Here is a 22,547-nt window from a genome sequence, read left to right as displayed (position 1 = left end):
TCTCCGACCCCGGCTACCGGCTGGTCGGTGAGGCGCTGGAACGTGGCATTCGTGTCGTGCCGATCCCCGGACCGTCGGCGCCACTTGCCGCTTTGACGGCATCCGGCCTGCCTTCGGACGCCTTTCTGTTTGCCGGCTTCCTGCCGGTGAAGACCGGGCAGCGGCTGACGCGGCTGGAAGCGCTGAAGGCGGTGCCGGCAACGCTGATCTTCTTCGAATCGCCACGCCGGCTGGCCGAGACGCTCAGTGCCATGGTCGAGGTGCTGGGCGGTGCCCGCAAGGCGGCGATCGGCCGCGAGCTGACCAAGACCTTCGAGGAAATGCGGACCGGCACCTTGCAGTCGCTTGCCAGCCACTACGCGGCAGCCGACACGCCGAAAGGCGAAATCGTCATCTGCGTCGGTCCGGCCGATGCGGTCGCTGATGAACCGGCCGACATCGACCGGCTTCTGCTTTCGCTCGCCGCCGAAATGCCGGCCTCCAAGGCAGCGGCGGAAGCCGCCAAGATGACGGGTAACCAGAAGCAGGCGCTCTATCGTCGGCTGCTCGACCTCAAGAATGCCGGAAGAGACGGGGCCGGCGGAGACGGCGATGGCTGAACGGCCGAGCGCCAGCCGGCAAAAGGCCTACCGGCGCGGCCATCACGGCGAATGGCTGGCGGCGGCGGCGCTGATGCTGAAAGGCTACCGGATTCTGGCCCGCCGCCACCGCACCAGGTTCGGCGAAATAGACCTGATCGCGCGGCGCGGCGATCTGGTGCTGATCGTCGAGGTCAAGGCGCGCCGCACGCTGATGGAGGCAATGGAAGCAGTCGGCCGTGAATCGGAGCGCCGCATCGAAGGCGCCGCCGATTTCTGGCTGTCGCGCCAATCCGACTACGGAAAATTATCGGTGCGCTTCGACATGGTGGCGGTACTGCCGTGGCGCTGGCCGGTGCATGTCGAGAATGTGTTTTACGGGCGAAACTAGGCCATTCTCGAAGTGGGGCCGTTTTGCTGCGCCTGCGGTTCAGATCATGGTTTGCCGATCTGTCAAGCATCCGCCCAGCGCTGACTGGAACAAAAGCGTTCCTGCGTTGTTCCTCAATCGTCCTGATGTTCGACGGGCTGGTTCAAATGCCGGCCAGGGCAGTCCTCGTGGCAGCTATGCGAGGACAAAGGGATGGCGAGGCAAATGGATCCCGACGATCTCAACCCGGAACGGATCGTCACCGTGTTCGGCGGAACTGGTTTTCTCGGGCGCAGGATTGTGAAGCGGCTCCTGGAAAGAGGTTTCACGGTGCGCGCCGCATCTCGCCATCCGGCTCGCGTGCCCCTGGTCTTTTCCTCGATTACAAGGATGCCCGAAGCAGTCGAGGCGGATATTTTGGATGCGTCCTCGATCGGGTCGGCCATTACCGGATCACAGGCGGTCGTGAATGCTGTCAGTCTTTACGTCGAGCACGGCGTCCAGACCTTTGAACGCGTGCATGTGAAAGCCGCGGCCGATCTCGCTGCCGCGTCGCGCGACCGCGCGATCGACCAGTTCGTCCAGATTTCAGGGATCGGCTCCGATCCTCAATCGGATTCGAATTACATAAGGGCGCGTGGGCGCGGAGAAGGTGCCGTGGAAAGTGCATTTCCCGGCGCTTTCATTGTGCGTCCCGCCGTCATGACAGGACCTGACGACGCTTTCCTCACGACCATTGTGAGGATGATACGCCTCCTGCCGGTCTATCCGCTGTTCGGCGATGGTGGCACACGGCTTCAGCCGGTCTATGTGGCAGACGTCGCAGAAGCAGTGAGCCGGCTGATCGACGGGCGAACCCAGGGTTCATCCATATTCGAATTCGGTGGCCCGCGTATCTATACCTATAAGGAACTGCTTCGGGAGATCGCCCGACAGCTCGATACGCACGTCAAGCTGATGCCGGTGCCGTTTGCGGTATGGAACGCCTTGGCTGGCGTCGCGGAACTCCTCCCGGCTGCCCCCATAACGCGCAACCAGATCGATCTTATGCGTCAGGACAATGTGGCAGCAATCGACGCGCCTGGCCTGAAGGAACTCGACATCGAGCCGCGGGATATTGACGAGGTGATCCGCGTGATCGAACAGCGCCGTCGCGTAGGCTCGCTCTCGTCTCCGGCTTAGGACGACCCCCTGATCCTGGCGGGAACCTATCGCCGCGCGACAGGTTGGTCGAGCTTGAAGCCAGTGAAAGAAGGAAAAGAACTATGGCCAGATGCGATCAATGCGGGAATGACTACGACAAGGCTTTCAACGTGACGATGGCCGACGAGACCTACACGTTCGACAGCTTCGAATGCGCGGTCCAGAAACTTGCTCCGACGTGTCCGCATTGCGGATGCCGGATCATAGGACATGGCGTCGAACAGGATGACATCATCTACTGCTGCGCACATTGCGCCGCGGAGGAAGGCGCGAGCGCGCTGACCGATCGTGCGCCTTGACGCACCTCCTTTGGCGTCTCCAGGTCGACCATTCCGAACGACTGCGCCGGCTCATCCCATATGGCCAGTGCTGTCAGCACGACGACGACCAGCCGAGGTCAAGGCCGCCGCACGCTGATGGAGGCAATGGATGCAGTCGGCCGCGAATCGGAGCCCCGTATCGAAGGTGCCCGCGATTTCTGGCTGTCGCACCAATGGACTACGGAAAATTGTCGGTGCGCTTCGACAAAAGGCAGCGTGCGTCGTCTTGATCGCGCCAGAGCTGTCATGTTCTTGCACGTTCAAGAACCCGCGTTCGACGGCTCGTTTAGACGCCGTTCCGTGGCAAGTCGGCTCCCGCTTGGACAAGTCGCTCCACGACGGCGGCCGCCTCCTCTGGAATGGCCGGTATGGTGCCCGACTTCCGCGTCGATCCGAAATCGAGGCCGGCGAAAAAGAGACCTGGAATAGCGCTGACGCCGTCCTCGTGGACGGGCTGGCCGGCTGCATCGAGCGCGCCGGGGAGCCGGACCCATGAGAAATCGCCGGTGAAGCCCGTGCACCAGATCACTGATCTGATGCCGCTTGCCGTCCAGTCGAGGGAGCGGATCGGAGGATCGGGCAAGCGCGGGTCAACCGTCTCGGCCGGATCATCCTCGGCCAGTGGCGCATCGAGGCCGGCGCGCTCAATGTACCCCTCGACCAGGCGCTTGGCATTCGCGGAGACTTCGTCGGCAAATCGCATATGGTCGTCGAGCTCGTCGCCGAAGACGAGGTTGCCGTTCTCCACACCCCTGAAGCGGCCGAGCAGCACCACGCCCTGCGCGCTCAGCGATTGCAGGCTGATCGTATGGGTCGCGCCGACCAGCGCGCGGGCCTGCAGCTTGCCGGAGGGGAGGACGAGTTCCTTGCGCGGAACGTCGAGAAAACCGGACAGCGTCAGCCATTTAAGTATGTTGCCCCCGCGGTAGCGCCGCACCCAACGGCCGTTGCGGCTGGTCGCCAAAAAGACCACACGTCCTGCCAACGCCAGATCCTCGGCGATCTGGCCGCCCGACTGGCCGCTGCCGACCACCAGCACCGCGCCACTCTCGAACTCGGCCGGGTTGCGATAAGCCGAGGAATCGACTTGGCCAATTGCGGTTGGCAAATCCGCCGACCCTGCTGGCCGGACCTGCCGATTCTGGTCGCCGGTGGCGATCACCACGTTGCGCGCCAGAAATGCCCCGTCCGTCGTGGTGATGCGAAAGATCCCGTCGTCTCTCGTCAGCTCTTGCACCGGAGTTTGGGTGCTTACCGGCAGGCGGTGCCGGTCGGCATAGCCTTCGAGATACGCGACAAATTCGTGGTGGCTTATCGCACCCCACGGCTCGGGCCCCTCGTAGGAATCACCGGGTAAGATGGAGCGAATGGTCGGCGAATTCAGTCGAAACGAGTTCCACCGCTGCGTTCGCCACGTCTCGCCGATCCGGCCTCGATCGAGCACACGGTGGTCGCGGTCCTGCCGTTTCAAGAAGTAACTGACGCCGAGTCCCGCCGGACCGGCGCCAATAACGAGGGCGTCAAGAACTTCGCTCATGCATTCCCCCTGCCAACCATACGTCCACAAGATCGTATGGCTCGGCTTCGGGCAAGAATAGAGTTCCGGCTGGGATTGCGCTATCCGCGCCGGCTCACCCCCAGATTGCCAGCCCCGCCAGCCCGACGATGCCGACGACCAGCCGCCACCAGCCGAACAGCGCGTAGCCATGGCGCGAGACGTAGTCGAGCAGGAAGCGCACGACGATTAGCGCGGTGACGAAGGCGGCAACGAAGCCGACGGCGATGATGGGCAAGTCGGCGCTGCTTAGCACATTGCGGTTCTTGAACAGGTCGAAGGCGAAGGCGCCGACCATCGTCGGGATGGCAAGGAAGAAGGAGAATTCCGCCGCCGCCCGCTTGTCGACGCCGAGCAGCAGCGCGCCGACGATGGTCGAGCCCGAGCGTGACGTGCCGGGGATTAGCGACAAGCACTGAAACAGCCCGATCTGCAGATAAAGTCTGGTCGGAAACCGCTCGACATCGTGGTAATACGGCTTCGGCTTCATGCGATCGACCAGCAGCAGGATGACACCGCCGATGATCAGCATGATGCAGATCAGCCGCGGCGATTCGAACAGCACCGTCTTGATGAAATCATGCGCCAGTGCGCCGATAATGGCCGCCGGCAGGAATGCGATGAGAATGCCAAGGACGAAATGCCGCGTCAGCCGATCGTAGGGCAGCTCGAGCAGCATCTTCCAGAGACGGCGGAAATAGACGCTGAGGATCGCCAATATGGCGCCGAGCTGGATCAGGATTTCGAAGGCCTTTCCGGTCGAATGAAAACCGAGGAAATGGCCGGCGAGCAGGATATGACCGGTCGAAGACACCGGAATAAACTCGGTCAGGCCCTCGAGCAGGCCGAGCAGCAGCGCTTCGACGACGGTCTGGCTTTCCATGGCAACCTCGGCGTTGGAGTGAGGGCTTGAGAAAAGGGCTTGCTTGTCATGGCGCGGAACTCCCCCTATAGGTCGCAGCACCCTGACAGCCCGCTGAATCGGGCGGCCAAGACTTACCGGCGCAGCCGGCGATTTGCCAGTGCGCTCTATTATCGCGGGACCATGCTGACGCTTTTCCACCATCCGATGTTCGCCAGCTGCCGCTTCGTTCGCCTCGCCTTTGGCGAGTATGGCGAGGAACTGGCGCTGATCGAAGAGAAGCCGTGGACGCGGCGCAAGGAGTTCCTGGCGTTGAACCCGGCCGGCACGCTGCCGATCCTGCTCGCCGAAGGCGACGTGCCGATCGTCGGCGCAGTGGTCATTGCCGAATATCTCGACGAGACGCGCGGCGTACTCAAGCGCGACAAGCGGCTGTTCGCCGAGGATCCGATGGAGCGCGCCGAAATCCGCCGGCTGACCGACTGGTACCTCAACAAGGCGGAAAGCGAGGTTACCCGGCATCTGGTGCGCGAACGCGTTCTGAAGCCGGTCATGCCGGAAACGGCAGGCGGCGGATCGCCCGATTCGGCGGCGATCCGCGCCGCCCGCGCCAATATCCGCCAGCACATGAAATACACCAACTGGCTGGCCGGCACCCGTCATTGGCTGGCCGGCAACAAGGTCACCTATGCCGATCTCGCGGCGGCGGCAGCACTGTCGGTGCTCGACTATCTCGGCGAGATCGACTGGCGCGAACACAGCGCCGCGCGCGAATGGTATACAAGGGTGAAATCACGGCCTTCGTTCCGGCCGCTTCTGTCCGACCGGGTGCGCGGCCTGTCGCCGGTGTCACATTATGCGGACCTCGATTTCTGATACGGCAAAGCTGCGCGCGCTGATCGACCGCGAGGCGCGGAATGCCGGCTTCGACGCCGTTGCCGTCACCACGCCCGATGCGATTCCGCAGGCGCCGGAACGGCTGGCCGAATTCGTTGCCGACGGCTTTCACGGCTCGATGGGCTGGATTGCCGAAACGCTCGAGCGGCGAGGCAAACCGACGACGCTTTGGCCAGAGGTCCGCTCGATCATCGTGCTGGCGATGAATTACGGCCCCGACCACGACCCACGCGACATCCTGGCAAAGCGCGACCGCGGCGCGATCTCGGCCTATGCGCAGAACCGCGACTATCATGACGTGATGAAAGGCCGGCTGAAGGAGATCGCCGGCAAGATCGTGGCGCGCGCCGGCGGGGACGTGAAAGTGTTTGTCGACACCGCGCCGGTGATGGAAAAGCCGCTGGCCGAGGCGGCCGGCCTCGGCTGGCAAGGCAAGCACACCAACCTGGTCAGCCGAACGCATGGCTCCTGGCTGTTCCTCGGCACCATCTTCACGACGGCCGAACTGGTGCCGGACGCGCCTGAGGACGACCATTGCGGCTCCTGCCGCGCCTGTCTCGACGTTTGCCCGACGGACGCCTTTCCGGCGCCTTACCGGCTCGATGCGCGGCGCTGCATTTCATACCTCACCATCGAGAACAAAGGACCGATCCCGCATGAGTTCCGGGAAAGGATCGGCAATCGTATCTATGGCTGCGACGACTGCCTGGCCGCGTGCCCGTGGAACAAGTTCGCCCAAGCCGCTTCGGAGGCAAAGCTTGCCGCCCGCGCGGACTTGCGCGAACCGCCGATCGCCGAGCTGCTGCGCCTCGACGACGCTGCCTTCCGCGTGCTTTTTTCGGGCTCGCCGATCAAGCGCATCGGCCGCGCCCGTTTTATCCGCAACGTGCTGATAGCGGCCGGCAATTCCCAGGACTTGTCGCTGGCCGGCGCCGTTCGCGCGCTGCTCGACGACGCCTCGCCCCTGGTTCGCGGAGCTGCGGTATGGGCGCTGTCGCGGCTGGTGCCGGGTCGGGAGTTTGCCGAACGTGCCGCAGCCGCTTTGCAAGCAGAAGATGACGAGGCGGTGAGAGGCGAATGGCTTCTGGCCCTGCCAAAGCCGATCGAGGCACATACGTGACCAAACAGCAGATTTTCATCTTCGGCGCCGGTTATTCGGGCAAGGCCTTTGCCCGCGCCAACAAGGATGCCGACACAGCGATCTTCGGTACAACACGGTCGCTGGAAAAATTCGCGGCGCTGCGGCAAGCCGGTATCGTGCCGCTGCGTTTCGATGGCACGCTGACCTCCGAAATCGGCGATGCGCTTGGGAAGACAACCCATCTCGTCGTCTCGGTCGCGCCGGACGAGGCCGGCGACCCGGTGCTGGGTGCGGCTCGCGAGGTGGTCACGGCCAACATGCCGGAGCTCGAATGGATCGCCTATCTCTCGACCGTCGGCGTCTATGGCGATCATGGCGGAAATTGGGTGGATGAGGCCGCCGAATGCCGGCCAGTATCGAAGCGATCAGCGATGAGGGTTGCCGCCGAGCAGGACTGGCTGAAACTGGGCCACGACACCGGCCGGCCGGTGGCGATCCTGCGGCTTTCCGGCATTTATGGGCCAGGCCGCAACGCCTTGGTCAATCTGGAAAACGGCACCGCCCGCCGGCTGGTCAAGCCGGGCCAGGTGTTCAACCGCATCCATTGCGACGACATTGCCGGCGCGCTCTGGCATCTGGCCGAAGGCAATCGCGGCGGCATCTTCAACGTCACCGACGACCTGCCGGCGCCGCCGCAGGACGTCGTCGCCTATGCCGCCCGATTGATGGGCATTGAGCCGCCGCCCGAAATTCCGTTCGAGACCGCCCAACTTTCGCCCATGGCGCGGTCCTTCTACGGCGAGAACAAGCGTGTCGCCAACGCGGCGATCAAGGCGGCCGGCTTTGGGTTTCGCTTCCCCGACTACCGTTCGGCGCTCGACGCCATGTGGGCGAGCGGCGACTGGCGCGACGGCGAGGCGCGCAGCCCGATGAAACGGTCATGATCGATACGTTGCGCGGGGCGTGGTATGATGCGGTTCAAATCGCGGAGGGGTCCAGCTTGGGGAAGACGTTAAAGCGAGCCTTGCCCGGCAAAACACTGCTGCTTTCGGCAGCACTGGCCGTCGCCAGCTTGACAGCGCCGGCAACGCAGACGGCGGGCGCCGAGGAACGGGCAAAAGACCTGTTTGGCGCCAAAAGGCTGCCGGCGGTCGCAGCAGCGCAATCGATCGGCTTCTACTCCAAAGGCTGTTTTTCCGGCGGCGTCGCCCTGCCCATGGACGGCCGGCACTGGGAGGTGATGCGACCGTCGCGCAATCGCCGCTGGGGCCATCCGGCAATGATCGCGCTGATCGAGAAACTGTCGCGCGACGCCGCTGCCGACGGCTGGCCGGGCCTGTTGATCGGCGACATTTCGCAGCCGCGCGGCGGGCCGATGCTGACCGGCCATGCCTCGCACCAGATCGGCCTCGACGCCGACATCTGGCTGACGCCGATGCCCGACCGGAAGCTCTCGGCCGAAGAGCGCGAAAACATCAGCGCTACCTTGATGGTCGATGAAAAAACCCATCTGGTGAAGGACGGCCTGTGGACGCCGATGCACACGCGGCTGTTGAAGCGTGCCGCGAGCTATCCCGAAGTCGAGCGCATCCTGGTCAATCCAGGGATCAAGAAGAAGCTCTGCGACACGGTCAAAGGCGACCGCGGCTGGTTGCGCAAGGTCAGGCCGTTCTGGGGCCACGACTACCACTTCCACATTCGCATCGGCTGCCAGGCTGGATCACCCGACTGCAAGGCGCAGGAAGCGACGGCGCCGGGCGATGGCTGCGACCAGGCGCTGGCCTGGTGGTTCACCGAGGGGCCGTGGCGCCCCAACAAGAACCCGGACAAGCCGAAGGCACGCGACGTGATGACGATGGCGAACCTGCCCAGACAATGCCAGTTCGTGCTCGACGCGCCGGCTCCGCCCTCGGCCGAAGCAGTCACCTACTATGGTGACGGCGTACCGATCGCAGCAGAACCCGCTCTCGCGGCAGAGTCTTCGCCGCCGCCGACGGTCGCAGCCGGCGCGGCAGCGCTTCCGGCCTCGGCGAACGCCTTTGTGGCGACCCCCGAGATCGGCATTCCGCTGCCGCGGCCACGACCGGGGCACTGATGCGGGCAGCGTGTTTGCTGTCTGCATCCGTGCATCTCCACTTCGAAAACCGATTTCCCTTTTTGCGGTCATGCGCTAGTCAACGAGAGAACGGCGATACGCGTCGGGAACGGACGAGAGCATGCCAGGCGTAAGCGACGACGACACTCTGTTGCGATTTCCGATCCTGATCGGCGACATAGGCGGCACCAATGCGCGCTTCTCGATTGTGCTCGACGCAAATTCCGAGGCCGGCGAGCCGACGATCGTCCAGACCGTCAACTTCAATACGATAGACGAGGCGATCCAGTCGGCCGTGCTCGACCGCTCGTCGGTCCGGCCGAATTCAGCTGTGCTGGCGGTAGCCGGTCCTGTCGAAAGCGACGAGATCCCGCTTACCAATTGCCCATGGATCGTCAAGCCGAGACAGATGTTCGCCAGTCTCGGTCTCAGCGACGTCGTGGTGCTCAACGACTTCGAGGCGCAGGCGCTGGCTGTCGTCGCGCTCGGCGAAGAGCATATGGAAAAGATCGGCGGCGACGAGCCGGAACCGAATTCCGGGCGGGTGGTACTCGGCCCGGGAACCGGGCTCGGTGTCGCCGGGCTGGTTTATGCGCTGCATCACTGGATACCGGTACCCGGCGAGGGCGGCCATATGGATATCGGGCCGCGCTCGCCGCGCGATTTCCAGGTGTTTCCGCATATCGAGAAGCTCGAGGGCCGCATCTCCGGCGAACAGATCCTGTCCGGGCGCGGCCTGGTCAATGCCTACCGGGCGGTGGCCAAGGCGGACGGCAAGCCGTCGCCCTTTACAACGCCTGCCGAGGTCACCGCCGCGGCGCTGGCAAAGAACGATCCGGTGGCCGAAGAGGCGCTGTCGATCTTCGTCACTTGCCTGGGGCGTACCGCCGGCGATCTCGCTCTAGTGTTCATGAGCCGCGGCGGCGTGTTTCTCACCGGCGGCATCGCGCAAAAAATCCTGCCGGCACTACGCACCGGCAATTTCCGCGCCGCCTTCGAGGACAAGGCGCCGCACAGCGCCCTGATGCGCAGCATGCCGGTCTATGTCATCACCCATCCGCTGGCGGCGCTTTTAGGGCTGGCCGCCTATGCCAGAAATCCGTCGCTGTTCGGCGTGCAGACGGCGGGGCGGCGCTGGCGGGTCTAGGACACAAGCTGCGCCGCGACGAAGTTTCGCCGTCCCCGGCCATAGGCAAGCCGCCATCGGGGCGTTAAGAGGTTGCCGAATTGCAGCCCGGCCGAACCGAAACCACAAAGCGCTCCAACTTGACACTTCCAGCACCAACCAAAGGGAAAGTCCGTCCCAGCGAGATCGTGGCGGTGATCCGCCGCATCATCGCCGAAAACAGCCGCGATTATCGCTGGTATTATGTTCTTGCCGTGCTGTGCCTGGTGACGATCGCGGCGACGACCGCCTTCACCGCCTGGATCATGAAGGATGTCGTCGACCAGATCTTCTATAAGCAGCGCGGCGATCTTATCGCGCTGATCAGCGTGTCGATCCTGGCAGCCTTCATGCTGCGCGGGCTGGCCAGCTACGGCCAGGCAGTGACGCTGGCCAAGATCGGCAACAATCTGGTGGCGCGCTACCAGCGCCGCATCTTCGACCATCTAATGAAGCTCGGCGTCGGCTTCTTCAACGACACCCGCTCGGGCCGGCTCGCCGCGCAGATCAACGAGAACGTCAACGGCATCCGCGATCTCCTGTCGATGACGCTGACATCGCTGGCGCGCGATGCCGTGTCGCTTGTCGCGCTGGTCGGCGTCATGATCTGGCAGGACCCGGTGCTCTCGGCGATGTCGCTGCTGATCGGGCCGCCCTTGATCTACAGTGTGACCTATCTGATGCGTCGGGTGCGTCGCATCACGCGTGAATCGGTGCAGATCAACTCGCGGCTGATCGGCGCCATGCAGGAAGCGACGCAAGGCATCGCTATCGTCAAGGCCTTCACCTTGGAAGACGAGCTGTCGCGCCGCATCGGCGGCCTCGTCGCCTTCGCCGAGCAGCGGGCAAACAAGATCGCCCGCGTCTCGGAACGGCTGACGCCGATCTCCGACATGCTGGCCGGCTTCGCCGTCGCCGGCGTCATCGCCTATTCCGGCTACCGGGCGACCGTCGGCGGCCAGCCGCCGGGCGCCGTCGTTGCCTTCCTCACCGCCCTGCTGCTTGCCTATGATCCGGCCAGGCGGCTGGCGCGCATGCAGGTCGGTATGGAAAAGTCGCTGGTCAATGCGCGCATGATCTACGAGCTTCTCGACCTCGAGCCGCAGCAGGGTGACGTGCCAGGAGCCGCCGAGGCGAAATTCACCTCTGGCGAAGTGCGCTTCAACAACGTGTCCTTCCGCTATGTCGAAGGGGCGCCGGTCCTGCAGGATCTGAGCTTTGTCGCCGCCGCCGGCAAGGTGACCGCCATCGTCGGAGCCTCGGGCGCCGGCAAGACGACGCTGGTTGCGCTGCTGCAGCGCTTCCACGATGTCGAGTCGGGCAGCATCGAAATCGACGGCCAGGACATTTCAAAGGTCACCAAGCATTCGCTGCGCGGCTCGATCGCCTATGTCTCGCAGCAGCCCTATCTGTTCGAAGGCACCATCCGCGACAACATCCGGTACGGCAGGCTGAGCGCCACCGACGCAGAGATTGAACGCGCCGCCCAACAGGCCGCGGCACACGATTTCATTCGCCAGCAGCCGCAAGGCTACGACACGCCCGTCGGCGAGAACGGCGTGACGCTGTCGGGTGGCCAGCGCCAACGCGTATCGATTGCCCGCGCTATCGTTCGGCAGGCGCCGATCCTGCTGCTCGATGAAGCCACCTCGGCGCTCGACAACGAGGCCGAGGCCCGCGTCCAGGAAGCGCTGACCCATGTCATGGAAGGGCGCACTACCATTGTCATCGCGCACCGGCTGTCGACGGTGGTCAATGCCGACCATATCATCGTGCTGGAGCAGGGCCGGCTGGTCGAACAGGGCACGCATGCCTCGCTGATGGCCGACCCGCACAGCGTCTATGCGCGGTTCCATCGGGTGCAAGGCAGGAAAGGGCTGGGGCTTGTCGACGACGGCAAGCCAATCCAGACTGCGGCGCAAAATGTCCGCGCGAAAAAGGCGGCCGGGAGACATTCATGAGCGACACGCCGACCGTTAGTGAAATGGGCCTGGTGGTGGTGGGCGCGGCCGGCCGCATGGGCCAGGCGCTGATCCGCGCCATCCACACGATTCCGGGCGCCCGCGTCGCCGGCGCCATCGAGCGGGCCGGTTCGCCCCATATCGGCAAGGATGCCGGCGAGCTGGCCGGCGTCGGCAGGCTCGAGGTGGCGATCGGCGACGATCCGCTGCCGGCCTTCGCCAAGGCCGACGGCGTGCTCGATTTCACCACGCCGGCGGCGACCGTCGAATTCGCCGGCTACGCGGCGCAGGCGCGCATCGCCCATATCATCGGCACCACCGGCTGCTCGGCTGAAGACAATGCCAGGATCGCGGCAGCGGCGCGGCACGCGACGGTGGTCAAGTCAGGCAATATGAGCCTCGGCGTCAATCTGCTGGCGGTGCTGGTTGAGCAGGCGGCGCGCGCGCTCGATGCCGACGATTTCGACATCGAGATCCTGGAAATGCACCACCGGCACAAGGTCGATGCGCCGTCGGGCACGGCGCTGCTGCTCGGCGAGGCCGCCGCTGCCGGGCGCGGCGTAGCACTTGCCGGCAACGATGTTCGCGTGCGCGACGGCCATACCGGCGTGCGCAAGGCAGGCTCGATCGGTTTCGCCAGCTTGCGTGGCGGCTCGGTGGTCGGCGACCACAGTGTGGTGCTGGCCGGTACCGGCGAGCGCATCACGCTTGCCCATCATGCCGAGGACCGGGCGATCTTTGCCCGCGGCGCGGTCAAGGCAGCCCTGTGGGCGCGCGGCCGCAAGCCGGGCCTCTATTCGATGCGGGACGTGCTCGGCCTGACAAGCTGATCCACAGATTTGGCTGATCCACAAGATTTGGCTGATCCACAAGATTTGAAGGAGCAAATATGTCGAGAACTCTCGTGCTCGTGCGCCACGGCCAGAGCGAATGGAACCTGAAGAACCTATTTACCGGCTGGCGCGACGTCGACCTGACCGAACTGGGTCATGCCGAGGCCAAGGCGGCCGGCGCCAAGCTCAGGGCGCGCGGCATGAAATTCGACATCGCCTTCACGTCGTCGCTGATCCGGGCGCAGAAGACCTGCCAGCATATTCTCGACGCCGTTGGCCAGAGCGATCTCGAGACCATTCGCGACCAGGCGCTGAACGAGCGCGACTATGGCGATCTCTCCGGCCTCAACAAGGATGATGCGCGCAAGAAATGGGGCGAGGAGCAGGTGCATGTCTGGCGCCGCTCCTATGACGTGCCGCCGCCCGGCGGTGAAAGCCTGAAGGACACCGGCGCGCGCGTCTGGCCCTATTACCTGCACGATCTGCAACCGCATGTGCTGCGCGGCGGCACGGTGCTGGTGGCGGCGCACGGCAATTCGCTGCGCGCGCTGATCATGGCGCTGGACGGCAAATCGGGCGAGGAGATCGTCAAGCTCGAGCTCGGCACCGGCGTGCCGATCATCTACACGCTCAACGCCGATTCCACGGTGGCGTCGAAGGAAGTGCTGGAGCATTGAGCCGGAGAAGGAACGCGGCTTTCAAAAAAGCGCGTTGACACTCATCCCTCGCCCGCTTAATGAGCGCGCACCAGCCCAGATGGCGGAATTGGTAGACGCGCACGGTTCAGGTCCGTGTTCCGCAAGGAGTGGAGGTTCGAGTCCTCTTCTGGGCACCATCATCTTGTAAGTACCTGATTTCATTCAGGTCCTGATTTTGCTTTTCCAGTTCGGCCCAGTTGTAACAGTGACTGTTATAGTCGGGGCTCGAACAGAATGGCGAAACTGCCCGAACGGTTGATGGCGCGAAGCGGCACTTTTTACTGCCGGATTTGGGTTCCCACGGACATTGCTCCTATATACGGGCGTAAAATCGTGGTCCGGTCCTTGCGCACAAAAGATTTGAAAACAGCGAAATCACGTCTCGCTCGCAAGAGCGTCGAACTGGAGAGCCGGTTTGACGAGATTCGCGCTGAACAAATCGCCGGCGACGATCTTGGCGCTGCTGCGCCACCAGACTCCCGAACGATCCGTGCTCGCTTCTTCGACATTGCCCGCGAGCACGCCATCGCGGCGAGCGATCGTGAGTTCTCCCGCCGTGCGGCGCTCTTCAGCCAGGCGACCGAAGCTCCCGCCCGGTTCTGGCATGGCGAGTTCGGACCTCTGCCGGTGCCGGCCGACTTTGGGCACGACGAAGAGGACGCTTACACCTACTTCGACCACCTCGTCGCCGAAGGCGATCTCGAAAAAGTCATCGCCTTCATCAACCGCTTTCGTCTCCAGATGCGGATCGAGACTTTGCAGAGCATGCGGGCGACCGGGAACCTTGGTGAATTCGTCGCGATCGCAGAGAACCGCATTGCCGGAATCAGCCGTTCGGATGCGATCGCTCTTGGCCGATTGATGCTTGAGGACGAACTCGACGCGCTTCGGGCAATCGCCGAGGGGCAGCCTGATCCTTCGCTGGGCGATCTTCGTGCAGCCAATTTTCGGCAGGTGGAAAATCCTGAGGCGCTTAGCTTGGGCCGTTCCCTGCCGCCGGTACCAACCGCCAAGCCGATCTCGCTCGACGAAGTCTTCGAGCGTTGGGAGGCGGAAACCGATCCGAGTGCCAGCACACTGTCCAGCTGGCGCGGCATCATGCGCCACCTGAAGTCATTCGTCGGCGACAAGGCGGACGACATTAATTGCATCGCCGCCGAAGATATCGTCGGCTGGAAAGACAAGCTCGTCAAAGCCGACAAGGCGGCGGCAACCATCTCGCGAGGCTATCTCGGCTGCGCCCGTGCGCTGTTCAGGTTTGCGGTGGCGAACAAGCTGGCGGCGGCCGATCCCTGCGAGCGAGTCAAGCTCACGCGCAAGATGAAGGCGGGCAAAAAGATGCTGGGCTACAGCGGCGAAGAGGTGGCTCGTCTGCTGGACCTGGCCAGCAATGCTTGTGACCCTTGGAAGAAGTGGCTCCCCTGGCTGGCCGCCGCGACGGGCTCTCGAATTGGGGAGGTCGCGCAGCTCCACGGCAGTCATGTGTTTGAGGAAAACGGATACCAGGTCGTCAAGATCATGCCCGCAAGCGATGCCGGCAGCCTCAAGAATGCCGAAAGCGAAAGGACGGTGCCGATCCACCCGGCACTCCTTACAGCTGGATTCCTGGAATTCGTGGCAGAGAAGGGACAGGGTCCGCTCTTCTATGGCCGCTCGTCAGGCGATCCAAAGCGAAAGCACGCCTCGAAGGGCGTTGCCAACCGGCTGGCCACATGGATTCGAGCGAACGGGTTTTCCGATCCACGCAAAGCGCCCAATCACGCGCTGAGGCACTGGTTCAAGACCGAAGCGTCAAGGGTTGGCATTTCTGACAGCGTGGCAGACGCTATCCAAGGCCACACCAACAGCAGTTCCTCGGGTGTGTACAGGCATATCGGCTTGGCGCTGATGGCATCAGCGCTCGAGAAGATCGAACTGCCGCCGCGCCGCGGCGTGTCCTTAGATGCTTAGAGCTACACGTCTGCGCTGGAGCAAGCTCGCAACCTCATGATTGCGCCAAGAGCATCATCGCCGAACCACTACTCAGACGTAGCGTTTGGGCCGGAACCGGGGTGGCAAATCAGAGATGGACCGGGCGATAGTGCGCTTTCGCAGGCCTCGCTCCGTGGCGTGCGGGTATTTCACCACCGCCGAAATACGCCTAGTCCGGCAGGCCCGCCAGACGCCAGCCATCAACAAACGGCTGCGCAGTGCTCATGCTCTTAAAGGGTGAGTTCGCCGCCCAATCAGCGGACCTCCAATTTGGGTTGCCGGCAAGAAATAGGCGGGCTTCCTTCTGTGCCTCAGAAACGCGGCCGGCAAGGGCAAGTGCGGCAATCAGATGCTCCCTCGAACCCGTCCCGTAGGTTTCTTCCCGGCTCAAGGACGAAACAGCTTCTTCGTAGTGACCGGCGGAAATTTGCGCCATTCCCATGATCCAGAAATACCAACCGGGTGGACGAGGATTTAAACGCAGCGCCTCTGCACAAGCGGTCAGCGCCGCTTCCGGCTTGCCTAAGTAGATTTGAAGCTCCCCCATCCATGCAACCGCATCTGCATTGTTGGGATTTAGCCGAACGGCAGCATCGAATTGGAATTTTGCTTCATCCCAATTGCGCTCATTAAGCTGAACGCAGCCCAGAATCCTGCGAGCGTGGGAATCGCCAGGATCGATTTCCACGGCCCGTTGTGCGTGCATCAGAGCCTTTGCGCGGGCGGGTATCGGTGGTTCGCCCCAAATAATCCAGCCAAATAGCAGTGAGATGGCAAGATTGCTGTGCGCTTCGCAGTAGTTTGGATCGATCTGAACGGCACGTTCCAAATCAGCACACGCCTCACTGTTGTCTGATCTCGAAATGTTCCATTTGCCTCGCGACCTAACACAAAGATCATAGGCTTCGAGATTTGACGGTCGGGAACGGGCAACAATGTTCCTTTCACTGAGCTTGCCAGAAATCGCTTCAACAACGCGTCGCGTGACCTCGTCCTGAACGTCGAAGATGTCGGCGATTTCGCGGTCGAACCGTTCAGCCCAGATGTGATTGCCGCCTTCCGACCCATTGATTAGCTGCACGTTAACACGCAAACGCTTGTCGGATCGCCGTGCGCTGCCCTCAAGTATGTACTTGACCCCTAGATCGCGAGCGATCTGACGGACATCACTAGGCTTGCCCTTGTAGGCGAAGGTGGAGTTGCGGGCGATTACGAAGAAGCCCGGTACGTTGGAGAGATCGGTGATGATGTCCTCTGTCAGCCCGTCGGTAAAGAACTCCTGTTCGGCGTCGCCGCTCATGTTGATGAAGGGCAGCACGGCGATGGACGGCTTGTCGAGAAGCGCGAGCGAGGCCGGTGTGGCTCCGGTTAAGACAGGTGGCTCGCGACGCGCAGGCGTACCGACCTCCAGCGCATAAACACGCATCGGCTCAGCAATGTTCTTAAGGACTCTCTCGCCGAGATCACAAATCGCGAGGTCGTGCCGGCTCCGCACCTGACGGTAGGCATCTTCAGACAGGCAGATGGTTCCTGGCTTCGCTATGCCCTCCAGACGAGCAGCGATATTGACGCCATCGCCCATCAAGTCGCCATCCGCTTCCTCGACAACATCGCCGATATGAATACCGATGCGCAGTTCAATTCGACGCTCTGCCGGCAATCCGGAATTGCGCTCGAGCATCCCTACCTGCAGCTCCATAGCGCAGCGGACCGCGTCAACGCCGCTCCGAAACTCGCACAGCACGCCATCGCCGGTGCTCTTCACGACCCGACCCCGATGAACTGCAATGGTCGGATCGACGAGGTCGCTTCGCAGCGTGCGGATGCGAGCGAGCGTACGATCCTCGTCACTCGCCGTCAGACGGCTGAAGCCGACGATGTCCGCCACCAGGATTGCCGCGAGCTTGCGTACTTCGGTCATTGCATGCCCATACCCGAACCTATCACAGCTGCGGACGGATGCCGCGCAGTTTGTGGCCAGCGAGATACCCTCCAATCAGTTCCGCATACGGACGAAGAAGCACAGCTTTGGGTAGTGAACGGAGTGACCTCTCTCGATGAGCGGTTGCACGATCACAATCGGGCCGATGCGCCAAAGGCGCTTTTCAGACAGGTAGCCTTGTGGGTCATGATTGCAGAATGTCAGCTTCCGGGTAATCGTCACACGATAGCCGCCGTTCGGTCGCCCTCGAGCGTCAGGCGGCGGTCGCACCTTCCCGGTCATTCAACCTGCAATTCTTGGGTCCAAGTGGGGACCGTCTGCTCGCGACAGCAGAGTCCCCAGTTGGCCGTTTGCAGCCGCCATCACCAGCAGGTGGAGAACGGCGCGTCTGTACATTGCGCTTAAACAAACCTTCGCTGCGGCGATTCGCCAGCGCTAGTTCAGGCAATACTCCAATTCGAGTCTGTCGACCCTCTGCGTGGGGTGTTAAGGGAATGTCACGGACTTTGCGTAAGTCATTGGAGAGAAAATTAAATGGCAAACCAGCTTGCGTTAAGTCCCGTACAGCTTCCTTCAGTCGCAACTTTTTCTGCGCCTATGCTGGCCGCTCTCACTTCGGCCTTAGGCATAGATCGTTCGGTGCTGGCTTCGGATAGCCAGATTCAAAACGCGTGGCAAAATCTTCCCCAATTGCTGAGCAATATCCCACCGCACCTGCGGACAGAGGGCGTCATGCGCATGTGCGTGGCAGTCGCTACCGGTCTCTTCGACTCTGCGATAAACTATGCTTGGAACGCAGCTGTCGTTGAATTGCGCGATAAAGTCCGTCGCTTCGGCATCCATATCATTCCGCAAATTATAGATAAGGACTTCGATGAGAAGAAGCTGCTCGACATGCAGGACGCAGAGCTGCTGACTCTTTGCCTGAAATTGAATCTGATATCCGAGACGGGCTACTTCATGCTCGACCAGTGTCGCGACATCAGAAATAACTTTTCCGCAGCCCACCCCGTAATCGGCAATATCGATGAATATGAGTTCATTAGTTTCCTTAACCGATGCAGCCGCCACGCGCTCAGCGATGAGCAAAACATGGCGGGTGTGGATATCAAGGAATTCATGACCGCGCTAAATGCCAGCGGTTTTTCGCCAGAACAGATGCAAATATGGTGCCATCGTATTACGCAGACCTTCAATGCTCAGCGCGATGCTATATTCGGTATGCTCCATGGCATATACTGTGACCCTTCAAAAGAAGAGCATTCAAGGGTTACAGCCATTAGCGTCTGCAATCATTTCTCTCCTTCATTTTCGCCGAGCTCTATTTCATTGCTCATAAATCAGCATCACAAATATCAGGCGAAAGGCGAACAAGAGCGCTTCAAGGCTTCGCAGGCATTTTTTGAAAATCTTAAAATTATCGGCCTTCTTTCCGAAACAGAGCGCCACGCGCTTATTTCTGCTGCCTGCAAAAACCTAATGACCATTCATCAGGGCATAAACAATTTCTACAATGAAGGTCCTTTTGCCGAACGCGTCGCCAATCTGTCCGAAGGACACCAAATACCAGAGACGGTGAGACGAGAGTTTGTTGAAACAGTCCTAACTTGTTCAGTCGGCAACCCCTATGGCACGGCCAATGCCGCAGACATTTATTATATGCAGATGATCAAAGGATTTTCGCCGCGGGAGATACAAGTAATGTTCGAACTTGTTTCGTCTCACACAGTTCTAGCTGGACGCATTTCTTCTCACCCCCGGTGCAGGGCGAAGTTCAAAGCAATTGTTCAATCTCTTCAAGCCAGTAGCATACCGACCAGATCCAGGTCCATTTATGACAAATGGCTTCAATCATAGAAGTCGACATGGGAGTTATTTTGGACAAAATCCTGCTGCTTGCCGAGCAGCTTCGCTGCGCCGCCGTTGAACTGCGGCTCGATCACCCGCTGCATAATAGGATTGCATTGATACTTGTGGTAACGCTATCGAATTGATGGCGCGCTATTCGCTCATCATCTATCCAAGCTTCGGAGGCGGCTATCTCCGCAGCCTCAAGCACAGCGAGTCAGCGCCAGAGCGCGCGCGCAGCCAAAGGCTGGAAGATCGCATTGTCATGCTCGTTCATGTCAACGAGCTGTTGCAGTCCGAAGCGGATATCGTGCTGGCGGCTTATGAACTCGCAATGCGGCCTATCATGGGGGCGGCGGCGCATACCTCCGCCCCTCTGTATCGCCTACTATCGTTTCGCGTGTCAGTGTCTGACTCTCTGACTAATGGGATTTCATAGTTGGGTGAGCAATTTCGCATTCACCGAGATTAGCCGTCCTTGGGAAATCACGGCCCGCTAGGGGGGCGGAAGGTGCCTATCCGCTTTCGGGGTCGCCAAAGCTCATATCGGACGGTCAGATCGAATACCCATCGTCGTTCTCCTTTGGCCAAAGCTGCCAAGAAGAAACAATATAGGCATGAGAAGCTGGGGCCGTATACCACCTGGGGAAGCCGACATCCTCGTCGCCAGTTTAACGAAGGACAGACTTGTGGAACGCAGCGCTAGGGGAGCAACGTTCCCGGCTCAGCGGGGAGTGATTGTCCAGAGCGACAATGCGCCCTTTTGGCCCTGCCATTCCTGCCCCACCCTGGTGAACCCTGACCTCTGAAGGTTGTTCCCTATGGTGTTGCTGTCGGTCGTGGCGAAGGCAGGCTCACGGATCTCCTTGGCGATCGCGTCGACAAGGCCGCCCGAGAGCCGTCTGCCCTTCATGTCTTCGGCGACTACGACATAACCCAGCTCCGGTGCAGTCTCGTAGCCGGCGATCGGAACGCCAGCAGCGGCGAACTTATCCTCCCGATACTTTTGGTTGGAGGCCTTCAGCGCTGCAACGCCAACGATGCGATCGGTTGCCTTGACGCGAAGTAGCGCGATCTTCCGCGTCCGTTTCAGCCGCGGGATAATTTCCTCCATGTTGCCTTCGATGGCGCCGCCCTCGTCCACGAGCCGAGCCACCGAGAGCTGGTCGTCCGAGTTGAGCTCGCCGAAGACACCGGACCAGGGATATGTTTCGTTTTCAACCATAAGAATTGCTCGTTCAAAGAGGGCGCGGCTCGGCCTTGCGGGTGAGACGCCTCACGTGGGCTTGGGTCGGTAGTAAATAGCATCGAGCATAGCGACGCGCGCGTCCCACAGCTCCATCTCCCGTCCTGTCGGGCGCGGGGCGTTGTACCAGGGCGACTGCTGGCTCGGCTCGATCACCCGGTCCCGGTAGTTTTCGAGCTTGATCGTGGTGGGCGCGAACGCAAGTGCAGCGGCGAGGCCTGCCGTGTTGCCACCGTTCATGCAGACGAAGATGTCGGGGCGTTTCATCGCGAGGAGCCGGGTTGCCGGAGCAAGACGCGCGGTTCGCGAGGATCCCGCGAAGGCGTCGTGAATGCCGCAACGTAGTAGTCGAACTGTGCCTTGGTGAGGTCCCCACGCTTCGGGATTGCGTCGAGCGCTGCAGCCAGCGCCTGGTCTTCCAAGCCGATCAGCTCGGCAAACGTGCCTGCACCTCCCATCGACCCGAACCAGCCCCAATCCAGACCGTCGAGGCCCGCACCCTCAGCTTCTACACGACCGAGGACGCCCGCGACGCCATTCGCTTCGGCCGCTGACAGGTTGGCGAATGAGCGCGTCTTGGAGAAGATTTGCTGGAACGCGCGTACCAGCTTCATACGCTTTGTGAAGTCGTGATGCAGGTCCTGCCGGGCGAGTTTGGCAAACTCCGTCCATGGCATGATGCCGAGCGGTGAATTGACGCCTTTCCAGTCCTTGCCTTCGCCCGGCAGCACCGGATTTTTGGGCCTCGGGGTGCTGTCGGCAGCCTTAGATTGGCGGCGATAACTGTCGGCCAATGGCTGAGTGATTGGGAGGCGCAGCGGCTTGTAGAGATCGAGCTGCTGCCGGACTTGCTCGAAGAAGGGATCGTTAGCCGCCCCTTTGACGTAGACACTTGCCTCCAGGTTCGGGCCGAGGCCACCCTTCGTGAAATTGGCACTGCCGACGATCGTCTCAGCCTTGGTGCCGGACTGAAAGTAGAAGATCTTGGGGTGGAAGCAGCCCGGGCGGTTCTTCGCAACGAAGGCGTTCGGAATGTCGACGAAACAGTCGATGAGATCGGGATCGGTCGCGGAGAAGTCAACGCCTAGAAGGACGGATTCATATTTGTTTCTGTTCGCGGGGAGCGTCTCGGCAAGCGGCATGATGCCGCCCCAAGCGACCGCGATCGAAATACGATCCTGCCCCTCGATGAGCGCCGAGAGACGGCGCGCGGTCGATTTCGCGTCCACCAGTGATATTTGCATGCTCCGCCTTGCCCTTGCTTCGTCTCTCGGCCACGCTTAGCTGGATCCTCCCAGATCGGCGTACAGTTTCAGTATACGCGCTTTAAAGAATAGCCAAAGAAGACCCGCTTCGCGGTTCGGATCATGCGCCATTTCCGACGGTTTCAGGCCGGCAAACAAACAACTCGAACGACCGAGAAGCGGCGTAAAACCGGAATTTGCTGGAAGCTAACGGTTGGCTGTCCCTAATATGGGTGCCGGATATCGATACTCGCTGCATGCAAAAGGGATACGTCCTTCAATGCTTCGATGGAAGATTAACTTGCTCGATGATGGTACTGTCTTCACTCGGGATGGTGAGTATTTGGGTACCTGGCAATCTGACGAGAATGACCACCCGAGCTTTACGCCGGATCGGGAATCCGAGGCGATTTTCTTTGACGTCCATGTGGGGTCCCTTTGCGATCGCATAGAGCAGTGGCGGCAAAGTAGTGCTAGCACTACTTTGGCAGATTTTTAGCGGAGAGGGTTCTGCGGCAGTGGGGACAACGGATTGGGGGCGGCTGCGCGAGCGCGGTGAGGATGGCTTGCCTGACGGCGGGTAGGCTCGGTTGGGGCGGCGGGCCGAGGATTCTTTTTTCCCCCTCCCGCTTGTTTGAGGCGGCGAGATTGCAGGAAGGCGTAGGCGATCATCGTCAT

At 61.6% G+C, this 22,547-nt stretch carries 21 protein-coding genes, 1 tRNA gene and 1 pseudogene; 16 read left to right on the top strand and 7 right to left on the bottom strand.

Annotation, left to right across the window (positions count from 1 at the left end):
* The 4 genes from rsmI to NKJ91_RS30250 all read left to right on the top strand — a co-directional run.
* A partial coding sequence (rsmI, locus tag NKJ91_RS30265) for a 16S rRNA (cytidine(1402)-2'-O)-methyltransferase (protein ID WP_352458452.1) occupies nt 1-599 on the top strand: 599 nt, incomplete at its 5' end.
* Nucleotides 592-969 carry a YraN family protein gene (locus tag NKJ91_RS30260; RefSeq protein ID WP_352451879.1) on the top strand — a complete coding sequence of 126 codons (378 nt, stop codon included), beginning with the start codon at nt 592-594 and terminating at the stop codon, nt 967-969. The genes rsmI and NKJ91_RS30260, both read left to right, overlap by 8 nt.
* 204 nt (nt 970-1,173) lie before the next feature.
* Nucleotides 1,174-2,130, top strand: coding sequence for a complex I NDUFA9 subunit family protein (locus NKJ91_RS30255; RefSeq protein WP_352451880.1), 957 nt, complete (start codon nt 1,174-1,176; stop codon nt 2,128-2,130).
* An 83-nt stretch (nt 2,131-2,213) separates the two neighbouring features.
* Nucleotides 2,214-2,450 (top strand): metallothionein, encoded by a 237-nt coding sequence (locus NKJ91_RS30250; protein WP_254817997.1) that lies wholly within the window; start codon nt 2,214-2,216, stop codon nt 2,448-2,450.
* Nucleotides 2,451-2,757: 307 nt separating this feature from the next.
* On the opposite strand, the gene NKJ91_RS30245 is transcribed toward NKJ91_RS30250, so the two are convergent.
* Both NKJ91_RS30245 and NKJ91_RS30240 read right to left on the bottom strand, forming a co-directional pair.
* Nucleotides 2,758-4,008 (bottom strand): flavin-containing monooxygenase, encoded by a 1,251-nt coding sequence (locus NKJ91_RS30245; protein WP_352458451.1) that lies wholly within the window; start codon nt 4,006-4,008, stop codon nt 2,758-2,760.
* Nucleotides 4,009-4,102: 94 nt separating this feature from the next.
* The gene (locus NKJ91_RS30240) at nt 4,103-4,909 is read right to left on the bottom strand and encodes an undecaprenyl-diphosphate phosphatase (protein WP_023678969.1); all 807 of its coding nucleotides are present in this window, start codon (nt 4,907-4,909) and stop codon (nt 4,103-4,105) included.
* A gap of 162 nt (nt 4,910-5,071) precedes the next feature.
* On the opposite strand from NKJ91_RS30240, the gene NKJ91_RS30235 reads away from it, so the two are divergent.
* From NKJ91_RS30235 to NKJ91_RS30190, 10 genes are all read left to right on the top strand, one after another.
* Nucleotides 5,072-5,764 carry a glutathione S-transferase family protein gene (locus NKJ91_RS30235; RefSeq protein ID WP_023678968.1) on the top strand — a complete coding sequence of 231 codons (693 nt, stop codon included), beginning with the start codon at nt 5,072-5,074 and terminating at the stop codon, nt 5,762-5,764.
* Entirely contained in the window at nt 5,745-6,905 is a 1,161-nt protein-coding gene (gene queG / locus NKJ91_RS30230) for a tRNA epoxyqueuosine(34) reductase QueG (protein WP_352458450.1), read from the top strand. Before NKJ91_RS30235 ends, queG begins: the two co-directional genes overlap by 20 nt.
* Complete coding sequence (locus NKJ91_RS30225) at nt 6,902-7,810, top strand: SDR family oxidoreductase (protein WP_352458449.1); 909 nt, start codon at nt 6,902-6,904, stop codon at nt 7,808-7,810. Before queG ends, NKJ91_RS30225 begins: the two co-directional genes overlap by 4 nt.
* A 56-nt stretch (nt 7,811-7,866) precedes the next feature.
* Nucleotides 7,867-8,961, top strand: a complete 1,095-nt coding sequence (gene mepA / locus NKJ91_RS30220; RefSeq protein WP_502903648.1) for a penicillin-insensitive murein endopeptidase — start codon at nt 7,867-7,869, stop codon at nt 8,959-8,961.
* 121 nt (nt 8,962-9,082) lie between these two features.
* Nucleotides 9,083-10,108 (top strand): glucokinase, encoded by a 1,026-nt coding sequence (locus NKJ91_RS30215; RefSeq protein ID WP_352458447.1) that lies wholly within the window; start codon nt 9,083-9,085, stop codon nt 10,106-10,108.
* A 119-nt stretch (nt 10,109-10,227) separates the two neighbouring features.
* Nucleotides 10,228-12,087, top strand: coding sequence for an ABC transporter ATP-binding protein (locus NKJ91_RS30210; RefSeq protein WP_352458446.1), 1,860 nt, complete (start codon nt 10,228-10,230; stop codon nt 12,085-12,087).
* On the top strand, nt 12,084-12,917 hold the full coding sequence (gene dapB / locus NKJ91_RS30205; RefSeq protein ID WP_023678962.1) for a 4-hydroxy-tetrahydrodipicolinate reductase: 834 nt from the start codon (nt 12,084-12,086) through the stop codon (nt 12,915-12,917). The genes NKJ91_RS30210 and dapB overlap by 4 nt, the downstream gene beginning before the upstream one ends.
* 59 nt (nt 12,918-12,976) lie before the next feature.
* Nucleotides 12,977-13,597 carry a 2,3-bisphosphoglycerate-dependent phosphoglycerate mutase gene (locus NKJ91_RS30200; protein ID WP_352451888.1) on the top strand — a complete coding sequence of 207 codons (621 nt, stop codon included), beginning with the start codon at nt 12,977-12,979 and terminating at the stop codon, nt 13,595-13,597.
* A 73-nt stretch (nt 13,598-13,670) separates the two neighbouring features.
* A tRNA-Leu gene (locus NKJ91_RS30195) sits at nt 13,671-13,755 on the top strand.
* 97 nt (nt 13,756-13,852) lie between these two features.
* Entirely contained in the window at nt 13,853-15,568 is a 1,716-nt protein-coding gene (locus NKJ91_RS30190) for a DUF6538 domain-containing protein (protein ID WP_352458445.1), read from the top strand.
* A 190-nt stretch (nt 15,569-15,758) separates the two neighbouring features.
* Here the strand turns inward: NKJ91_RS30190 and NKJ91_RS30185 are convergent, their stop codons facing one another.
* Nucleotides 15,759-17,510, bottom strand: coding sequence for an adenylate/guanylate cyclase domain-containing protein (locus tag NKJ91_RS30185; RefSeq protein ID WP_352458444.1), 1,752 nt, complete (start codon nt 17,508-17,510; stop codon nt 15,759-15,761).
* 555 nt (nt 17,511-18,065) lie between these two features.
* On the opposite strand from NKJ91_RS30185, the gene NKJ91_RS30180 reads away from it, so the two are divergent.
* Together NKJ91_RS30180 and NKJ91_RS30175 are read left to right on the top strand one after the other, a co-directional pair.
* Nucleotides 18,066-19,388, top strand: a complete 1,323-nt coding sequence (locus NKJ91_RS30180; RefSeq protein WP_352458443.1) for a hypothetical protein — start codon at nt 18,066-18,068, stop codon at nt 19,386-19,388.
* Nucleotides 19,389-19,524: 136 nt separating this feature from the next.
* The gene (locus NKJ91_RS30175) at nt 19,525-19,818 is read left to right on the top strand and encodes a hypothetical protein (RefSeq protein WP_352458442.1); all 294 of its coding nucleotides are present in this window, start codon (nt 19,525-19,527) and stop codon (nt 19,816-19,818) included.
* A 285-nt stretch (nt 19,819-20,103) separates the two neighbouring features.
* Here NKJ91_RS30175 and NKJ91_RS30170 read toward each other — a convergent pair whose 3' ends face one another.
* The 4 genes and pseudogenes from NKJ91_RS30170 to NKJ91_RS30155 all read right to left on the bottom strand — a co-directional run.
* Nucleotides 20,104-20,604 carry a hypothetical protein gene (locus NKJ91_RS30170; RefSeq protein WP_352458441.1) on the bottom strand — a complete coding sequence of 167 codons (501 nt, stop codon included), beginning with the start codon at nt 20,602-20,604 and terminating at the stop codon, nt 20,104-20,106.
* 51 nt (nt 20,605-20,655) lie between these two features.
* Nucleotides 20,656-20,892, bottom strand: a complete 237-nt coding sequence (locus NKJ91_RS30165; RefSeq protein ID WP_352458440.1) for a hypothetical protein — start codon at nt 20,890-20,892, stop codon at nt 20,656-20,658.
* Nucleotides 20,889-21,854 (bottom strand): phospholipase D family protein, encoded by a 966-nt coding sequence (locus NKJ91_RS30160; protein ID WP_352458439.1) that lies wholly within the window; start codon nt 21,852-21,854, stop codon nt 20,889-20,891. Before NKJ91_RS30160 ends, NKJ91_RS30165 begins: the two co-directional genes overlap by 4 nt.
* 510 nt (nt 21,855-22,364) lie before the next feature.
* A pseudogene (locus NKJ91_RS30155) lies at nt 22,365-22,547 on the bottom strand (IS701 family transposase); the annotation flags it as partial.

Source organism: Mesorhizobium sp. M0040, assembly GCF_040323505.1.
In the GTDB taxonomy this organism is placed as follows: domain Bacteria; phylum Pseudomonadota; class Alphaproteobacteria; order Rhizobiales; family Rhizobiaceae; genus Mesorhizobium.
This window is presented reverse-complemented; position numbering and strand designations above follow the sequence as displayed.

What these genes read in the sequence shown, in the direction of transcription:
- NKJ91_RS30260 (WP_352451879.1), top strand. Translation starts at nt 592, where the DNA reads ATGGCTGAACGGCCGAGCGCCAGCCGGCAAAAGGCCTACCGGCGCGGC.
- NKJ91_RS30255 (WP_352451880.1), top strand. Translation starts at nt 1,174, where the DNA reads ATGGATCCCGACGATCTCAACCCGGAACGGATCGTCACCGTGTTCGGC.
- NKJ91_RS30250 (WP_254817997.1), top strand. Translation starts at nt 2,214, where the DNA reads ATGGCCAGATGCGATCAATGCGGGAATGACTACGACAAGGCTTTCAAC.
- NKJ91_RS30245 (WP_352458451.1), bottom strand. Translation starts at nt 4,008, where the DNA reads ATGAGCGAAGTTCTTGACGCCCTCGTTATTGGCGCCGGTCCGGCGGGA.
- NKJ91_RS30240 (WP_023678969.1), bottom strand. Translation starts at nt 4,909, where the DNA reads ATGGAAAGCCAGACCGTCGTCGAAGCGCTGCTGCTCGGCCTGCTCGAG.
- NKJ91_RS30235 (WP_023678968.1), top strand. Translation starts at nt 5,072, where the DNA reads ATGCTGACGCTTTTCCACCATCCGATGTTCGCCAGCTGCCGCTTCGTT.
- queG (WP_352458450.1), top strand. Translation starts at nt 5,745, where the DNA reads ATGCGGACCTCGATTTCTGATACGGCAAAGCTGCGCGCGCTGATCGAC.
- NKJ91_RS30215 (WP_352458447.1), top strand. Translation starts at nt 9,083, where the DNA reads ATGCCAGGCGTAAGCGACGACGACACTCTGTTGCGATTTCCGATCCTG.
- dapB (WP_023678962.1), top strand. Translation starts at nt 12,084, where the DNA reads ATGAGCGACACGCCGACCGTTAGTGAAATGGGCCTGGTGGTGGTGGGC.
- NKJ91_RS30200 (WP_352451888.1), top strand. Translation starts at nt 12,977, where the DNA reads ATGTCGAGAACTCTCGTGCTCGTGCGCCACGGCCAGAGCGAATGGAAC.
- NKJ91_RS30190 (WP_352458445.1), top strand. Translation starts at nt 13,853, where the DNA reads ATGGCGAAACTGCCCGAACGGTTGATGGCGCGAAGCGGCACTTTTTAC.
- NKJ91_RS30185 (WP_352458444.1), bottom strand. Translation starts at nt 17,510, where the DNA reads ATGACCGAAGTACGCAAGCTCGCGGCAATCCTGGTGGCGGACATCGTC.
- NKJ91_RS30180 (WP_352458443.1), top strand. Translation starts at nt 18,066, where the DNA reads ATGGCAAACCAGCTTGCGTTAAGTCCCGTACAGCTTCCTTCAGTCGCA.
- NKJ91_RS30175 (WP_352458442.1), top strand. Translation starts at nt 19,525, where the DNA reads ATGGCGCGCTATTCGCTCATCATCTATCCAAGCTTCGGAGGCGGCTAT.
- NKJ91_RS30170 (WP_352458441.1), bottom strand. Translation starts at nt 20,604, where the DNA reads ATGGTTGAAAACGAAACATATCCCTGGTCCGGTGTCTTCGGCGAGCTC.
- NKJ91_RS30165 (WP_352458440.1), bottom strand. Translation starts at nt 20,892, where the DNA reads ATGAAACGCCCCGACATCTTCGTCTGCATGAACGGTGGCAACACGGCA.